The following is a 16,899-nucleotide window of genomic DNA, read 5'->3' as shown; positions in this document are numbered from 1 at the left end:
TATGACCGATTCTGAAGAGTATCATCTTCCCAAGCATGTTGCCATCATCATGGATGGCAACAACCGCTTTGCAAAAAAAAATCAAATGCAAAAAGGTGATGGGCATCGGGAAGGTAAAAATGTTCTTGATCCTATTGTTGAACATTGTAAAAAAACTGGTATTCGTGCTCTAACTGTTTTCGCATTTTCAAGCGAAAATTGGAATCGACCGCAGTATGAAGTCGATCTGCTTATGAAACTTCTGGAAGAAAGTATTCATGAGCAAATACCTCGCATGAAGAAATTTAATATTGCTTTGCGTTTTATTGGTGATCGTTCTCGATTATCGTCACACTTAGTTGCCTTAATGGAAGATGCAGAGCAACAGACAGCACACCATGACACTATGACCCTAACCATTGCGATAAGCTATGGTGGGATGTGGGACATTGCAAATGCAGCAAAACAGGTTGCTCAAGCAGTTTCCCGTGGTGAGTTTGATGCTGATCAAATAAATGTTGATTTGTTCGAAAAATATGTCAGTCTAAACGATCTGCCAGCTGTGGACCTATTAATCCGCACAGGCGGAGATTATCGCATATCTAATTTCTTGTTATGGCAAGCAGCTTATGCGGAACTGTATTTTACGGAAGCTTTATGGCCAGAATTTACAGTAAAAGAGTTCGATCATGCATTGAATGTTTTTTCAGGGCGTGAACGTCGTTTTGGTAAAACATCTGAACAAATTCAGCAAGAGAAAATAGAGAATTTATAATGTTAGAGCGGATTGTTACCGCATTGGTACTTGTTGCAGTTGTTTTAGGCTGTATGTTTGCTACGCAATCACATTATCCAATGTTGGTTCTTATGATTGTTGCAGCAGGGGTTGCGGGGTATGAGTGGTATAAATTAATGCCTCGCGAAACTACAAATGCTGTAAAACCTAAAGCTTGGTGCTACGGTCTGCTTGTTGCATTTGTTTCAGGTGTTGCCCTGTTTTTCCACGATATTGCATTACTTTTGTGGTCTGCTTCAATTTTGACTTGGATTGTAAGTGTATATTGGGTCAAGTCATTTCCTGAATTTGATGGCTGGTATAACGCGACCTTATATGTGATTGGCATAATTTTAGTCTGCGCTGCGGTAACGTCAATTTTTGTAGTATGGCAAAGCTCACCATGGTGGCTAATGTATCTGTTCTTGCTCGTATGGGGTGCAGATAGTGGTGCTTACTTTGTGGGTCGAAAATTTGGGAAAAGAAAGTTAGCTCCGACTGTAAGTCCTAATAAATCAGTAGAAGGTTTGTACGGTGGTATTATTACGACTGTAATAATAATGGTAGTTGTGCAATATCATTATCTAAATTTAACTTTAATTCAGCAAATTCTGTTTCTTATATTGTCATTAATTACAGTATTTGGTTCAGTTTTAGGTGACTTATTTGAATCAATGATTAAACGTCGTGCCGGTATTAAAGATTCTGGTCGTGTTCTACCCGGTCATGGTGGTGTTTTAGATCGTATTGATTCTTTACTTGCTGCAGCCCCGATCTTTGCAACGGGAATGTATATATTAAAACTTATTGGTGTAGATTTATAGATGACACAATCTGTTTGCATATTAGGTGTAACCGGTTCCATTGGTCAAAGTACCTTAAAAATTTTAAATCAACATCCTGATAAGTATTCAGTGTTTGCAGTTTCAGCTCATACCCGAATTTCTGAGTTAGTTGAAATTTGTAAAGAGTTCCAACCAAAAGTAGTGGTTGTTCCTGAGCAAAAAGTTGCCGAATTAACAGCTCTATTTGCACATAATAAATTACAAAATATTGAAATTTTGGTTGATCAGCAAGGTCTGGTAAGCATTGCTTCACATCCAGATGTGGATGTTGTTATGGCTGCAATTGTTGGAGCGGCAGGGTTGTTGCCCACTTTAGCTGCTGTGAAAGCTGGTAAACGTGTATTATTAGCGAATAAAGAAGCTTTGGTTATGTCTGGTGAAATCATGATGCAAGCAGCACGTGATCATCAGGCATTGTTATTGCCAGTAGACTCCGAACACAATGCTATTTTTCAGTCATTACCTCATAATTATTTAGAAGCTGAAAGAAATGGACAACCACAGCAGGGCGTATCTAGAATTTTATTAACAGCCTCTGGCGGTCCTTTTTTAAACCATTCTTTAGAGCAATTAAAAGAAGTTACTCCTCAGCAAGCCTGTAAACATCCTAATTGGTCTATGGGACAAAAAATCTCAGTTGACTCAGCTACTCTTATGAACAAAGGACTAGAGTTGATTGAGGCATGCCATTTGTTTTCAATATCTGAACATTTTGTTACAGTTGTTGTCCACCCACAAAGTATTATTCATTCTATGGTGCAATATGTGGATGGTTCAACATTGGCGCAAATGGGTAATCCAGATATGTGTACGCCAATTGCACATGCTTTAGCATGGCCTGAGCGTTTACAGACGAGTGTTCCTGCTTTAAATTTATTTGAATATTCTCAGCTTAATTTTCAAGCTCCAGATATTCAAAAATTTCCAGCACTTAATTTGGCTCGTCAAGCAATGCGTGCGGGAGGTTTAGCACCTACTATTTTAAATGCTGCAAATGAAGTTGCTGTTGCTGCATTTTTAAAGCAACAGATCGGATTTACAAATATTCCACAAGTGGTAGAACATACTTTGCAAAAATTGGAAAATTCAGTTGCTGAAAACATTGAGTGTATTTTAGAGAAAGATGAAATAGCACGACATGTAGCACAGCAATATATATCAAGTATAGGAGGCTGAAATGAGCGCATTATTTATGATTGCAGCGGCGGCTCTTTTACTTGGTCCTTTAATTGCAATCCATGAGTTCGGCCATTATTGGGTTGCACGAAAATTAGGTGTTAAAGTTTTAGTATATTCCATTGGTTTTGGACCTACATTACTCAAATGGACATCAAAGAAATCCGGAATCAAATATCAACTTTCAGCTTTACCGTTGGGTGGCTATGTAAAAATGCTCGATGAGCGTGAAGGTAATGTTGCAGAGCAAGACTTGCCTTATGCATTTAACCGTCAAAAACCATGGAAACGTATAGCAATTGTTGCAGCTGGTCCTTTAATTAACTTAATTTTTGCTGTCTTACTTTTCTGGATTCTATTTTTACCTGCACAAGAACAACTAAACACTAGAGTAGGTAAAGTCATCCCAAACTCACCAGCAGCAGCTGCACAAATGCAAGTAGGTGACAAGGTTATTGCAGTTGATGGAAAAGAAACGCAAACTTGGGAAAAGCTTAACTTTGCTTTGATTGATCGTGTAGGTGAAACCGGCAATGTAAATATTGATGTAGACCGTGCTGGTACTGAGACAAATATTGTTTTACCAATTAAAGATTTCTTAAAAAATCAGAATGAATCGGCTTTAGATACATTAGGTTTTTTACCATATCGTCCCGTTATTCCAGCTGTTGTGACTGAATTGACTCAAGATGGAGCTGCAATTCGTCAAGGAATGAAAGTAGGTGACCGTATTGCTTCAATTAATGGTCAAGCAATGAAAGACTGGTTTGATGTTGTAGAAGTAGTACAACATTCTCCAGAGAAATTACTCAATATTGATGTGTTACGTAATGGTCAAGTGGTTCATTTGCAAGTCATGCCTCAAGGAAAACGGGACAACATGGGGCAAGTGAGCGGTGTTTTGGGCGTGAAAAGTGATGCAGGAAAAATTACAATTCCTGACGAATATAAGCAAACAATTCAATATACTCCAATAAAAGCTTTCGAGATGTCACTAGATAAAACTGGTCAAATCTCTAGCATGATATTGAGTTCAATAGTAAAAATGGTTAAGGGTTTAATTGGTTTAGAAAATTTATCTGGACCAATTACAATCGCAAAAGTAGCGGGACAAAGTGCAGAAATGGGATGGCAGACTTTTATCTCATTTATGGCTTTAATGAGTGTAAGTCTTGGAATTTTAAACTTATTACCAATTCCAATGCTAGATGGTGGACATCTGGTTTATTACATTATTGAAGCTATTCGTGGGAAGCCTGTTTCTGAACAAATACAAATGTTTGGTCTAAAAATTGGTATGGTACTGCTCGGTAGTATGATGCTTTTGGCTCTATTTAACGATTTTATGCGTTTGTAAACGTATATGGATTTATAACTTACTGGAAAAAACTGGCATGCGGCACACACATTTTTTAATGCCTTTGGCACTTGTTAGCGCTATGGCAGCGGTACAACAAGCATATGCAGCTGATGATTTCGTTGTTCGAGATATTCGCATAGATGGCTTAGTCCGTCTTACTCCTGCAAATGTTTATACCATGTTGCCAATCAACAGTGGCGATCGCGTTAATGAACCGATGATCGCAGAAGCAATTCGAACATTGTATGCCACTGGACTTTTTGACGATATTAAAGCATCAAAAGATAACGATACTTTAGTTTTTAATGTCGTAGAGCGCCCAATTATTTCAAAGCTTGAATTTAAGGGTAATAAACTTATTCCTAAAGAGGCATTGGAACAAGGCCTCAAAAAAATGGGAATTGCTGAAGGCGAAGTTTTCAAGAAATCGGCTTTACAAACAATTGAAACTGAATTAGAGCAGCAATATACCCAGCAGGGTCGTTACGATGCTGATGTAACCGTTGACACAATAGCTCGTCCAAATAACCGTGTTGAACTTAAATTAAATTTTAATGAAGGCACAGCCGCTAAAGTTTTTAATATCAATATTATTGGTAATACTGTTTTTAAAGACAGTGAAATTAAACAAGCCTTTGCAGTTAAAGAAAGTGGTTGGGCTTCTGTTGTAACGCGTAATGACCGTTATGCTAGAGAAAAAATGGCAGCGAGCCTTGAAGCTTTGCGCGCTATGTACCTTAATAAAGGTTATATTAATTTCCATATTAATAACTCACAGCTTAATATTAGTGAAGATAAAAAGAATATCTTTATTGAAGTTGCTGTAGATGAAGGCAGTCAATTTAAATTTGGACAAACCAAATTTTTGGGTGATGCACTTTATAAGCCGGAAGAATTACAAGCTTTAAAAATTTATAAAGATGGCGATACTTATTCTCAAGAAAAAGTAAATGCTGTTAAGCAGTTGTTATTGCGTAAATATGGTAATGCTGGTTATTACTTTGCAGATGTGAATATTGTTCCGCAAATTAATAACGATACAGGTGTTGTTGACTTAAATTACTATGTAAACCCAGGTCAGCAAGTCACTGTACGTCGTATTAACTTTACAGGTAATAGTAAAACTGCCGATGAAGTATTACGTCGCGAAATGCGTCAAATGGAAGGCGCTTTAGCCAGTAATGAAAAAATTGATCTGTCTAAAGTTCGTTTAGAACGTACGGGATTCTTTAAGACGGTTGATGTTAAACCCGTGCGTATTCCAAACTCACCAGATCAGGTGGATTTAAACGTAAATGTTGAAGAACAACACTCGGGAACTACAACATTAGCTGTAGGTTACTCACAAAGTGGGGGTATCACATTCCAAGCAGGTTTGAGTCAAACTAACTTTATGGGAACGGGTAACCGTGTTTCAATCGATTTGTCTCGTTCTGAAACTCAAGATTACTATAACTTAAGTGTTACCGATCCTTACTTTACAATTGACGGTGTAAGCCGCGGTTATAACGTTTATTATCGTAAAACCAAACTAAATGATGACTATAACGTTAATAACTACGTTACCGATAGTTTTGGTGGTAGTCTAAGTTTTGGTTATCCAATTGACGAAAACCAAAGTTTAAGTGCTTCTTTAGGTGTTGATAATACTAAAGTAACCACAGGTGCATATGTATCGACATATGTACGTGACTACTTGTTAAAAAATGGTGGAAAAACCACTTCAACAAATACTTACTGTCTCGTTGATCTTGTGAAAGATCCAGAAACAGGTTTATTAAAATGCCCAGATGATCAAATCTCTAAACCTTATGGAAATGCATTTGAGGGTGAATTCTTTACATACAACTTAAATTTGGGTTGGTCATATAACACATTAAACCGCCCAATTTTCCCAACTTCAGGTATGTCGCATCGTGTAGGTCTGGAAATTGGTTTACCTGGTAGTGATGTTGACTATCAAAAAGCAACTTATGATGCTCAGGCATTCTTCCCTATCGGTACTACAGGTTTTGTACTTCGTGGCTATGGTAAGCTGGGCTATGGTAATGATTTACCATTTTATAAAAACTTCTATGCTGGTGGTTATGGCTCTGTTCGTGGTTATGATAACAGTACCTTGGGTCCGAAATATTCAAGTGTAAATTTACAAGAAGAAGGTAAAGATGACTCTTCTCCGGAAGAAGTGGGTGGTAATGGTCTTGTACAATTTGGTACGGAGCTCGCTTTACCATTACCTTTCAAAGGAGATTGGACGCGTCAAGTGAGACCAGTTATTTTTGCTGAAGGTGGTCAGGTATTCGATACCAAGTGCGATGTTGGTTCTTATTCTATGCTTATGAATGGGCAGAAAATAGCTGATGCTAAAAAATACTGTGAAGATAACTATGGTTTCGATTTAGGTAATATGCGTTATAGCGTAGGTGTTGGCTTCACATGGATTACCATGATCGGACCATTATCTCTTAGCTATGCATTCCCTTTAAATGATAAGCCTGGTGATGAAACTAAAGAGATCCAGTTTGAAATCGGTCGTACTTTCTAAGTGCGACTTGACTAAACATGAAATAAGGACACAAATTTAAATGAAAAAATTAAATATATTAATGTTAGGACTAGGTCTGACAGTTTCGGCTATGACTAACGCTGCGGGCTATGGTGTTATTGATCTTGCTAAAGTTGTTGAAAGCAGTGCTTATTTGAAACAACAAAACGCAAGTTTAAATCAATCAGTTAAGCCAACCACAACTCGTCTTGAGCAATTAGGTAAAGAATTAGAAGGTCTTCAACGTCAAGCCCAAACTCAAGGGCAAAAAATGAAAGAAGATGATATTAAAAAGCTTCAGGCACAATATCAGACAAAACTCAATGAATTTAATTCGACTCAACAAGGTTTGCAGTCTAAAGTTCAAACTAGTTTGCAAGGAATGAATTCAACTTTTGAGAGTCGTGTGAAGCAAGCAGCTGAACAATTACGAAAAGAAAATAATCTTGACTTCATTTTGAATAAAAATTCAACTGTTGCCTATGACGCTAAGTATGATTTAACTGATAAAATGATACAAAAGGTTAATTCAATGAAATAAATTAATGAAAGTGCAACATTATCGTTTAGATGAACTGGCTCACTTAGTAAATGGTGAGCTAGTAGGTGCGGGTAGCCTTCAGTTTATAAACTTAGCAAGTTTAGAAAATGCTGAAACTCATCAGATTGCTTTCGTGAATGGCGAAAAGTATATAGATCAAGCAAAGACTAGCCGTGCAGGTGCGTACATTGTTACAAGCCTTATTAAAGAACAGCTTCCTGATAAACAAAATTTTATTATTGTTGATAATCCTTATTTAGCTTTTGCTATCCTTACCCATGTTTTTGATAAAAAAATTACATCGGTAGGTATAGAAAGTACGGCTCAAATTCATCCTTCTGCGATTGTTTCTGAAACAGCATATATTGGTCATTACGTCGTAATTGGCGAAAATTGTGTGGTCGGTGATAACACGATTATTCAGTCTCATACTCGACTGGATGATAATGTGGAAATTGGAAAAGATTGTTTTATTGATGCTCATGTCACTATTACTGGTGAATCTAAATTATTTGATCGTGTGCGAGTTCACGCAAGTACTGTAATTGGTAGTGAAGGCTTTGGCTTTGCACCATATCAAGGAAAGTGGCATCGCATTGCTCAATTGGGTTCAGTTATTATTGGTAATGATGTTCGCATTGGTTCAAATTGTAGTATTGATCGAGGTGCATTGGACAACACAATTTTGGAAGATGGGGTAATTATTGATAACCTTGTGCAAATCGCGCATAACGTTCATATTGGTTCAAATACAGCTATTGCTGCTAAATGTGGAATTGCTGGTAGTGTTAAAATTGGCAAAAACTGTATTCTAGCAGGGGCTTGCGGTGTATCAGGACACCTTTCTATTGCCGATAATGTGACTTTGACTGGAATGTCAATGGTCACAAAAAATATTTCTGAAGCTGGAACTTACTCTTCAGGAATTGGATTGTTTGAAAATAGTCATTGGAAAAAGACAATTGTACGTTTGCGACAATTAGCAGATGTGCCATTGACTCAAATCACTAAACGACTTGATCATATACAAGCTCAAATAGAGTCTCTTGAATCAACCTTTAATTTGCGTAAATAGAATATTATGACCGAGTCAACTACACCTAAATTTGCCATCCCTGAATTACCAATGCAGATTCAAACGATTCGTCAATATTTGCCGCATCGTTACCCATTCTTATTGGTTGATCGTGTGACTGAAGTTACTGACAATAGTATTGTTGGTTATAAGAATGTTTCTATCAATGAAGAGTTCTTACAGGGACATTTCCCAGAATATCCAATTATGCCTGGTGTTCTAATTGTTGAAGCATTAGCTCAGGTTTCAGGCGTTCTAGGTTTTATTATGAACAATGAAACGCCAAAACCAGGTTCTTTATTCCTGTTTGCTGGTGCGGAAAGAGTTAGATTTAAAAAACAAGTAGTTGCTGGCGACCAACTTGTATTAAAATCTGAATTAGTAATGCAAAAACGCGGTATCTACAAATATAATTGTACGGCTACCGTTGACGGTATTGTAGCAACAACCGCTGAAATTATGATTTCACACCAAAAAACAGAGCAGGCATGAGCAATCACGACTTAATTCATTCTACGGCCATTATTGATCCATCTGCAGTGATTGCTCCAGATGTCCAGATAGGACCTTATTGCGTTATCGGTCCAAATGTGACGATTGGTGCGGGTACTAAGCTACATTCACATGTGGTAGTGGGTGGTTTTACCAAAATTGGTCAAAATAATGAGATTTTCCAGTTCGCAAGTGTTGGTGAAGTTTGCCAAGACTTGAAATATCAAGGTGAAGAAACTTGGTTGGAGATTGGTGATCATAATTTAATTCGTGAGCATTGCAGTTTACATAGAGGAACTGTGCAAGATAATGCTTTAACTAAAATAGGAAGTCATAACCTATTGATGGTTAACACACATATTGCACATGATTGTATTATTGGTGACCATAATATTTTCGCCAATAATGTTGGTGTTGCTGGACACGTACACATAGGTGATCACATCATTATTGGTGGTAATTCTGGCATTCATCAATTCTGTAAAATCGATTCTTACAGTATGGTGGGTGGAGCATCACTAATCCTAAAGGATGTACCAGCTTACGTTATGGCTTCTGGTAATCCAGCCCATGCATTTGGTATAAATGTCGAAGGAATGCGCAGGAAGGGTTGGTCTAAAAATACAATTCAAGGTCTTCGAGAGGCTTATAAGTTAATTTTTAAATCAGGACTTACCTCTGTTCAAGCTGTTGAGCAGATTAAAAGTGATATTCTTCCAAACGTTCCAGAAGCTCAATTATTAATTGACTCTGTTGAACAGTCAGAACGTGGTATTGTTCGCTAAGAAAATATATTAAAAAAAGACACTGCATATTGCGGTGTCTTTTTTTCTTAAAATTATTATTTATTAAAAAACTTGGCTTCATCAGATTTTGGATACTGACTTAAGATTTTAGTTTTATATTGGTTTGCTGAAGCTGTATTTTTATCGACATCTTTAGCAATACTATAGAGTTGATAAAGAGCACGAGGAGCTTTACTAGAGTTTGGATATCGAGTTGCTACTACATCGTAGTTCTTTTTTGCGTCATTATAGTTTACCGGATCAGTTGCTAAATTAAATTCAGCTAACCAAAAATAAGCATTTCCCGTATAAACACTATTTGGGTGATTTTTGATAAAATTTTGCATTGGAGCGATAGCTTTTTTTGCGCCACCTTGCTTATAGGCGTCTAAAGCTACAGTGTAAGCTGCCTTTTCAAGTTCTACTGAGTTTGATTGATTTTGTGAAGGTGGTTGAGACGCTTCTGGTTGGGGTGGAGGTGTGGTGGAAGGGCTGCTTGTAGGGGTAGCATTTACCACTTTGTTATCTACTGTAGAGGCTTCTGTGTTTGCCGGAGCTGGAGTATCACTGTTTGCAGGATTATCTGATGGAACACTTTCTGGATCGACCTTCTGATTAAGTAGTTCTAAGCGTTGATCTAGGTCAGTATAACGATTAGATAAATCTTTTTTCAATTGTTCGATATCGTTTGATTGTTCTTCTAATTGCCCACGCAAGGTACGTACATCATTCTCTAATTGTTGGTTTTTTTGCATTAATTCCCAGTTTAAATTACCAGGTACTGAAACATTATTAGAAGAAGTGTTAGTTGAGCTACCACCGCTTTGGCTTAAACCGCGAGACTCGATTGGAATGTTGGCATAGAGAGAGGTAGTGCTCATTAAGGCAATAAATAATAAAGAATGCTTCATCAATCGCATGAGTATAAGTCCATAATTTTATGTAAAAGCCAACTTGAGAAAGGAATATATAAACTATTCACTTAACTATCTAAGATTTTAATTGGTCAATGCAATTAAAACAGCTAACAATATAAATGCAAGAATAGTTTACAATCTTCAAGCATATTTTATCCAAAATAAGATACAAGAAAGAATGTGTGAGAAAGATTTATAGAAATTTATGAATTTTTGCTGATGAATTAATCAATTGAAACAGAAACTTGCTTAAAACTGGGAAGAAGGCTTGCAACTCTTTTAAAAATCTCTATACTTTGTCTGGCAATGGTAGCCCCGCTGGTGGCTTCGCAATTGTACTCTGTGAACCCCGCCAGGACCGGAAGGTAGCAACGGTAGCAGATCTATGATGTGCCGAAGTTTTGCTAGTGGGGCTGCCACCATTGCTCTTAGTCCACTCTCCGTTGGACTGCTTTTATAATTACATCTAAATCAAATCCTCTATATTGTAAGAATCTAATCTGTTTTGCTTTAAGCTTTGGATCTTTTTCTACTTCTTCGCCAAATTTTTTCACTTTCAGTTGATACGCTTGTTCTATCCAATCAATATTGTGAATATCCTCTGCAATTAAATCATTTTCGATTTGTTTTGTTTTTAAAGCTTGCTTAATACGATTTGGCCCTTTGCCTTTCCGAATCTGGCTAGCAAGCATTTGTTCAGCAACACGTTGATCACTTTGATAATTCTTTTCAGATAATTCCTCAACAAGTTGTTTAACCTCTTCGGGATTTTGTGCATAACGAGTTAATTTTTCAGTAAGTTCTGCTTTGGAATAATCTCGACGAGTCAATAAAGCAAAAGCATAAGAGCGCAAACGTTGACCTGTAAGTAAAGCTCGTTGTTGAGACTGTTCTTCAGTTCTTTTGAACATAGTATTAGGATTCCCTTGTAAAAAAACGCCCCGAAGGGCGTTTTAAAGCTCATGAATAATTAAGATTCTAATAAAACATCAGCTTCTTCTTCATCTTCAACTTGAGCAGCATTAGTACCTGTTGTTAACAGTTGTTCACGGATATTACGTTCAATTTCTCCAGCCATTTGAGGATTCTCTTCAAAGTGGCGAATAACATTGTTCTTACCTTGACCAATTTTATTACCTTGATATGAATACCAAGCACCTGCTTTTTGTACGATATCTTGCTGTACAGCTAAATCTACAAGTTCGCCTAACTGGTTTGTGCCTTTACCATATAGGATTTGGAAAAGAGCTTCTCTGAAAGGAGGAGCCATTTTGTTTTTAACAACTTTAACTCGAGTTTCAGAGCCGACGATTTCATCGCCTTCTTTTACTTGACCAATACGGCGGATATCTAAACGTACAGAAGCATAGAACTTCAATGCGTTACCACCAGTCGTGGTCTCAGGGCTACCAAACATTACCCCAATCTTCATACGGATCTGGTTAATGAAAATAACCATACAGTTTGAGCGTTTGGCATTACCAGTAATTTTACGAAGTGCCTGACTCATTAGACGAGCTTGTAAGCCCATATGAGAGTCACCCATTTCGCCTTCAATTTCTGCTTTAGGGGTAAGTGCAGCAACTGAATCGACAACAATCATATCAATTGCGCCAGAGCGAACTAACATATCTGCAATTTCGAGAGCTTGTTCACCGTTATCAGGCTGTGATACAAGCAGGTTGTCAATGTCCACACCAAGTTTACGTGCATATTGTGGATCTAATGCATGCTCTGCATCGATAAATGCACAAGTACCGCCAGCTTTTTGACATTGTGCAATCGCTTGTAGAGTCATTGTGGTTTTACCAGAAGATTCTGGACCATAAATCTCGACAATACGGCCTTTTGGTAAACCACCAATCCCCAATGCAATATCTAAAGTCAAAGAGCCTGTAGATACAGCTTCAACAGCTTGAACAGTGTTGTCACCGAGACGCATCACCGTATTTTTGCCAAATTGTTTCTCAATTTGACTTAGCGCGGCTTGTAATGCTTTGCTTTTATTCTCATCCATCTCAAAAACCTCAATACTCTATGTTCATCACGTTTAACCCAAGTGGATGCATTGAATCTCAACTTGTTTCACTGGGTTAATAGTGACAGATTTTTTCTATAGCTTCTATGTGTTGTATGTGTGTGTGCGACACAACTCGACGTTTTTATTTATCATCGTATGACCAATTTTGATCATTCTCCTGTTTAAACCGAATAATTTGTCGACGATCCTTTTTAACCGGTCTGTGATCAGGTCGAGCTAGATTATGCAATTTTCGTTGGGATGCAATCAACTCCCGTCTAGCAATACTCACTTCGGTTTCTTCATAAAGTTGCTGTGCGACCGGAGCTGGACCACGTGTGTTTGAAAGGGCTTTTATCACAACTGTTTTTTTATCAAAACCTTGCTGAATAATAAGTTCCATTCCCACTCGAATTTCTTTGGAAACTTTTACACGCTCATTATTGTGATGTACTTTACCTCCTTCGATCGCCGCTTTAGCAATTGAACGAGTTTTAAAAAAACGAGCAACCCATAGCCACTTGTCGACACGCATGGTCTCTACAGCATCGTTTTCACGCAATTTTGACATCATTATCCTTTCTATCAATTTGATTCAATATAGACAGCAAATCTGTAAGCTGATCTAGTGCTTTATAGTCTAAATCTTGATGCTGTCTTATATCTTTTAGACTTGAGGGCTGTGAGATAGTAAACAAGTGTTTAATACCAAATTTTTCTGCCGTTTTTAATACGGGAGCCGTATCGTCAATAAAAATCGTGTCATCTGGATTGAAGAAGTGTAATTGTTGGAGCTCTTGCCAAAAATTAATATCTTCTTTGGCATAACCAACTTGTTCACTTGATATGATTACATCAAAGAAATGTTCAATTGCAATATTGTCGAGCTTTAAACGTAAGCTAGCGCGGTCAGCATTAGTCACCAGCCAACACGTGTATCCTTGTTCTTTAAGTTGTTGCAGAAGCTCAGTACAGCCAGAACGAGCTTGGATTTTAGATTGAAATTCTTGTTGTAATTTAAGTACATCAACTCCTACAGTTTTAGTCCAATAGGTTGATGAATACCAAACAAGAGTGTGCCTATGTGTTTGATAAAATTGATATAGCTTTTTTTGGCTCTCGGCAAGGGGGAGTTGATGTCTTTTCGCATGTCGTTCAGGAAGACATTCATTCCAAATGAAATCATCAAAAGCGAGATCTAAGAGGGTACCATCCATATCAAACATTATGATTTTAGACATATTTTTAAATATCTCCAAAATCATTTAAAACAAAATTTCTAAGACACATCAACCATATATCCTTTTAAAATCATAAATTAAACAAACTTATAAACACTCAAATTAATTTAAAGCTCTATTCATTAATTTTCTAAAATTTGTACAGATTAATAGGATGGAGAGGGAAGATAAAGGGTTTGAAATTATAACGCGGAAGTTTGCAAAACAAAAAATAATAATGAAACAGTTTTAGTAGAAAATTCTTTCGTTGGTTGGGCTAAAAAACATCACCATAATCTTATAAATTGGAAATATAAAAATTTATTTAAGGTTTTGCTTTATTATGGTTAAGTTCGCTTACATAGTATACGTATTGACAAACATTTTATAAATTGAAGAATACTTGTTTAAAGTTATATTTAAAAATATGTCTATAAGAACTTAGGGAAAACAATGAAAATTGGATTTATTGGCGGAACCAATGACGGTATCGTAATCAATGCTGCCGATGGCCTTGATACTTATAAACTTGACTGGCACTACAAAGCAGAAAAACACTGTGAATCACAATTTACATTAGGGCTTAATGGACCTGAGTATGATTATTACAATTTATTAATTCTAAGAAAAAATAAAGAGGCTAAACTTTTTTATGTGCTTACTACTATGGAGAAAGAGGAAATAGCCAATAAAATCCATGAATATTGGGAATGCTCGACCTGTGTTGGTTACGACTTTGATGAGTAAGCATTCCTGATTTCATATAGCACATGTGCTCTTAATTCATGGTCGAGAGGAACCTTAGGATGGTTAAAGCTCTTCACTTTCTGCATTCCCAGCCTTTCCATTACAGCTTGAGATGGTCTATTAAGAGTAGATGTGAATGACACGACCTTATCTAAATTGAGTACATTAAAAGCATAGTCTAAAACAGCTTTTGCTCCTTCAGTTGCATAACCTTGCTTCCAAAATTCTTTTGCAAGTCGCCAACCAATTTCCACGCATGGAGAGAAATCAAATTGTTCAGGTTGGTTGTGCAAACCAATAAATCCGATAAATTGATGGCTTTCTTTTAATTCTACTGCCCAAAACCCCCAACCATTTTCATCAATGAGAAGTGAAATTTTTTGTATTAAGTTAAGACTTTCTTGGGGTGTTAGAAGGTTTGGGAAAAATTGCATGACGTCTTGATCTAGGCCCATTTTGATAAAAGGCTCATAATCATTTTCTTTCCACTGTCTTAAAATTAAACGTTTAGTTTCGATCATAGGGTTGCTCTTGGATGGAAAATTTGAGATTAAAGTGGTTTTTGCACAATCTTCTGTAAAATGATTTTAGAGTTGATGCTGACTACACCTTTAATTTTATTTAAAGTATTAATAACAAAATGCGAAAAAGAATTTAGATCTTTAGTCGCAACGTGTAAAACATAATTAGATTCGCCCGTAATAATATAGGCATTAATCACTTCATCAAAATTTTTGATCTGACTTAAAAAAAAGTTGTGATCATTTTCTGTTAGTTGGGCAAGTTTAATTTCAACAATTGCCTCAATTTTTATGCCTAATTTTTCATAGTTAACTTTTGCCTGATATTTTTCAATCACTCCATTTGTCTCTAAAATTTTGACACGTCGATGACAAGCTGATGTTGAAAGATTAACGAGATCGGCGAGTTCTTGGTTACTTAATCGAGCGTTATCTTGCAAATGCCTTAAGATTTTTAGATCGGTTGCATCTATATTCATTTTCGAATTTCATCCGTATATTTTCGTTTTAATTAGAATTTTATACGGAAATTAAAGAATTTAATCAAATATTATCGAATAAATCGTAAGAATTGCCATGATAAAATTCAAACACAAAGGAAATGTTGAAATAGGTGAAATAACAAATGATTACTCATGAACAGTGCCTCTATTGGGATCGGGAAGATGAACTCAAAAAATTTAAAGATGAATTTGCGCTTCCAAAAGAAGTGATTTATTTAGATGGTAATTCTTTAGGCGCAAGACCAAAGAAATCATTAGATGTCGCTCAGCATATTATTTCCCAAGAATGGGGAGAGGATTTGATTAATAGCTGGAACAAAGCAGATTGGTGGGGATTGCCAACGAGATTAGGCGATAAAGTTGCAAGGCTAATTGGTGCGGAGCAGGGTGAAGTTGTCATTTCAGACTCAACCACCTTGAATTTATTTAAAGTCTTATCAGCAGCGGTAAAAATTCAAGCCGAAAAATTTCCAGAACGTAAAATTATTGTGGCGGAAAAAGATGCCTTCCCAACAGATATTTATATTATTGAGGGTTTCATTGATTTAATTCACCAAGGTTATCAAGTTGAATTGATTGATGGCCCAGATGATTTGTCACGTGTGTTAGAAAAAGATGTAGCAGTAGTTGTACTTTCTCATGTGAATTATCGAACTGGATATTTCTATGACATGGCATCTATTAATCAACAAATTCACGCTAAAGATGCTTTGATTATTTGGGATTTATGTCACTCAGTTGGTGCAGTTCCTATGGACTTAAATCAGAGTAATAGCGATTTTGCGATTGGTTGTACTTATAAATATTTAAATGGTGGTCCGGGTTCTCCAGCTTTGTTGTGGGTAAATCAAAAGCATCGTGACCAGTTCTGGCAGCCGTTATCGGGTTGGTGGAGTCACAAGAAACCATTTGATATGGCTCAGCACTATGAGCCAGCAAATAGTATTCGTCGTTACTTATGTGGAACTCAGCCCATCATTTCTATGAGTCTAATCGAATGTGGTGTCGATATTTTCTTGCAAGTGGATATGCAAAAAATACGTGAGAAATCTCTTAAATTGACTGACTTATTTATTCAACTCATCCAACAAGAATGTGCTCAGTTTGGTTTTGAGCTCATTACTCCTGTAAATCATCAATATCGTGGCAGCCATGTGAGTTATCGTCATGAATATGGCTATGAAATTATTCAGGCACTCATTGCCCGAGGCGTGATCGGTGATTATCGAGAGCCAGAAGTATTACGTTTTGGAATTACTCCGTTATATCTGGGTTTTGAAGATATCTGGAATGCCGTGCAGCATCTTAAGCAGATCATGCTGAATAGCGAATGGAAAAATGAGCGCTATTTGGTTAGATGCGAAGTGACCTGATATTTGGGAAGCAAAATCAGAAAAA

Annotated in this window: 18 protein-coding genes and 1 other RNA gene; 12 read left to right on the top strand and 7 right to left on the bottom strand. The window is 36.8% G+C overall.

Translation table 11 applies throughout. The annotated features are described in order from the left end of the window. Position 1 precedes the first annotated feature (1 nt). The 9 genes from uppS to lpxA are packed head-to-tail and all read left to right on the top strand — an operon-like array spanning position 2 to position 9,573. Complete coding sequence (gene uppS / locus KTH84_RS04590; protein ID WP_133973044.1) at positions 2-754, top strand: polyprenyl diphosphate synthase; 753 nt, start codon at positions 2-4, stop codon at positions 752-754. Continuing rightward, a complete protein-coding gene (locus tag KTH84_RS04585; RefSeq protein WP_202741859.1) occupies positions 754-1,578 on the top strand; it encodes a phosphatidate cytidylyltransferase in 825 nt (274 codons plus the stop codon). The genes uppS and KTH84_RS04585 overlap by 1 nt, the downstream gene beginning before the upstream one ends. After that, on the top strand, positions 1,579-2,775 hold the full coding sequence (gene ispC / locus KTH84_RS04580) for a 1-deoxy-D-xylulose-5-phosphate reductoisomerase (protein ID WP_262472192.1): 1,197 nt from the start codon (positions 1,579-1,581) through the stop codon (positions 2,773-2,775). Between the two features lies 1 nt (position 2,776). Further along, on the top strand, positions 2,777-4,132 hold the full coding sequence (gene rseP / locus KTH84_RS04575) for an RIP metalloprotease RseP (protein WP_262472191.1): 1,356 nt from the start codon (positions 2,777-2,779) through the stop codon (positions 4,130-4,132). A gap of 37 nt (positions 4,133-4,169) precedes the next feature. Continuing rightward, positions 4,170-6,680, top strand: a complete 2,511-nt coding sequence (bamA, locus tag KTH84_RS04570) for an outer membrane protein assembly factor BamA (protein ID WP_262472190.1) — start codon at positions 4,170-4,172, stop codon at positions 6,678-6,680. Positions 6,681-6,720: 40 nt separating this feature from the next. After that, entirely contained in the window at positions 6,721-7,221 is a 501-nt protein-coding gene (locus KTH84_RS04565) for an OmpH family outer membrane protein (RefSeq protein WP_042894155.1), read from the top strand. A 4-nt stretch (positions 7,222-7,225) separates the two neighbouring features. Next, positions 7,226-8,296 (top strand): UDP-3-O-(3-hydroxymyristoyl)glucosamine N-acyltransferase, encoded by a 1,071-nt coding sequence (lpxD, locus tag KTH84_RS04560; RefSeq protein ID WP_133973052.1) that lies wholly within the window; start codon positions 7,226-7,228, stop codon positions 8,294-8,296. A 6-nt stretch (positions 8,297-8,302) separates the two neighbouring features. Beyond that, on the top strand, positions 8,303-8,788 hold the full coding sequence (fabZ, locus tag KTH84_RS04555) for a 3-hydroxyacyl-ACP dehydratase FabZ (RefSeq protein ID WP_003652176.1): 486 nt from the start codon (positions 8,303-8,305) through the stop codon (positions 8,786-8,788). Further along, a complete protein-coding gene (lpxA, locus tag KTH84_RS04550) occupies positions 8,785-9,573 on the top strand; it encodes an acyl-ACP--UDP-N-acetylglucosamine O-acyltransferase (protein ID WP_262472188.1) in 789 nt (262 codons plus the stop codon). Before fabZ ends, lpxA begins: the two co-directional genes overlap by 4 nt. A gap of 56 nt (positions 9,574-9,629) precedes the next feature. Here the strand turns inward: lpxA and KTH84_RS04545 are convergent, their stop codons facing one another. Beyond that, positions 9,630-10,493 (bottom strand): YbgF trimerization domain-containing protein, encoded by an 864-nt coding sequence (locus KTH84_RS04545; RefSeq protein WP_262472186.1) that lies wholly within the window; start codon positions 10,491-10,493, stop codon positions 9,630-9,632. Positions 10,494-10,806: 313 nt separating this feature from the next. Between KTH84_RS04545 and ffs the strand changes: the two genes are divergently transcribed. Continuing rightward, positions 10,807-10,903: signal recognition particle sRNA small type (ffs, locus tag KTH84_RS04540), an RNA gene on the top strand. A gap of 15 nt (positions 10,904-10,918) precedes the next feature. Here the strand turns inward: ffs and KTH84_RS04535 are convergent. From KTH84_RS04535 to KTH84_RS04520, 4 genes are all read right to left on the bottom strand, one after another. Further along, positions 10,919-11,401 carry a regulatory protein RecX gene (locus tag KTH84_RS04535; RefSeq protein WP_262472184.1) on the bottom strand — a complete coding sequence of 161 codons (483 nt, stop codon included), beginning with the start codon at positions 11,399-11,401 and terminating at the stop codon, positions 10,919-10,921. 59 nt (positions 11,402-11,460) lie between these two features. Further along, on the bottom strand, positions 11,461-12,507 hold the full coding sequence (recA, locus tag KTH84_RS04530; protein WP_133973058.1) for a recombinase RecA: 1,047 nt from the start codon (positions 12,505-12,507) through the stop codon (positions 11,461-11,463). 145 nt (positions 12,508-12,652) lie between these two features. Beyond that, positions 12,653-13,081, bottom strand: coding sequence for an RNA-binding S4 domain-containing protein (locus KTH84_RS04525; RefSeq protein WP_075431440.1), 429 nt, complete (start codon positions 13,079-13,081; stop codon positions 12,653-12,655). Continuing rightward, positions 13,065-13,751 carry an HAD-IA family hydrolase gene (locus tag KTH84_RS04520; RefSeq protein ID WP_262472183.1) on the bottom strand — a complete coding sequence of 229 codons (687 nt, stop codon included), beginning with the start codon at positions 13,749-13,751 and terminating at the stop codon, positions 13,065-13,067. The genes KTH84_RS04525 and KTH84_RS04520 overlap by 17 nt, the downstream gene beginning before the upstream one ends. Before the next feature lie 432 nt (positions 13,752-14,183). Between KTH84_RS04520 and KTH84_RS04515 the strand changes: the two genes are divergently transcribed. Beyond that, a complete protein-coding gene (locus KTH84_RS04515) occupies positions 14,184-14,477 on the top strand; it encodes a hypothetical protein (protein ID WP_133973244.1) in 294 nt (97 codons plus the stop codon). On the opposite strand, the gene KTH84_RS04510 is transcribed toward KTH84_RS04515, so the two are convergent. Together KTH84_RS04510 and gigD are read right to left on the bottom strand one after the other, a co-directional pair. Further along, positions 14,459-14,998: a GNAT family N-acetyltransferase gene (locus KTH84_RS04510; protein ID WP_262472181.1), complete on the bottom strand. Its 540-nt coding sequence runs from the start codon at positions 14,996-14,998 to the stop codon at positions 14,459-14,461. The genes KTH84_RS04515 and KTH84_RS04510 overlap by 19 nt on opposite strands. Before the next feature lie 29 nt (positions 14,999-15,027). Continuing rightward, positions 15,028-15,477, bottom strand: coding sequence for an Lrp/AsnC family transcriptional regulator GigD (gene gigD, locus KTH84_RS04505; RefSeq protein WP_262472180.1), 450 nt, complete (start codon positions 15,475-15,477; stop codon positions 15,028-15,030). Positions 15,478-15,623: 146 nt separating this feature from the next. Here gigD and kynU point away from each other — a divergent pair, with 146 nt between their 5' ends. Then, positions 15,624-16,874 carry a kynureninase gene (kynU, locus tag KTH84_RS04500; protein ID WP_262472179.1) on the top strand — a complete coding sequence of 417 codons (1,251 nt, stop codon included), beginning with the start codon at positions 15,624-15,626 and terminating at the stop codon, positions 16,872-16,874. The last annotated feature ends 25 nt before the right edge of the window (positions 16,875-16,899 follow it).

The organism is Acinetobacter sp. WU_MDCI_Abxb74, from assembly GCF_025513915.1.
GTDB classification, from domain to species: domain Bacteria; phylum Pseudomonadota; class Gammaproteobacteria; order Pseudomonadales; family Moraxellaceae; genus Acinetobacter; species Acinetobacter calcoaceticus_C.
This window is presented reverse-complemented; position numbering and strand designations above follow the sequence as displayed.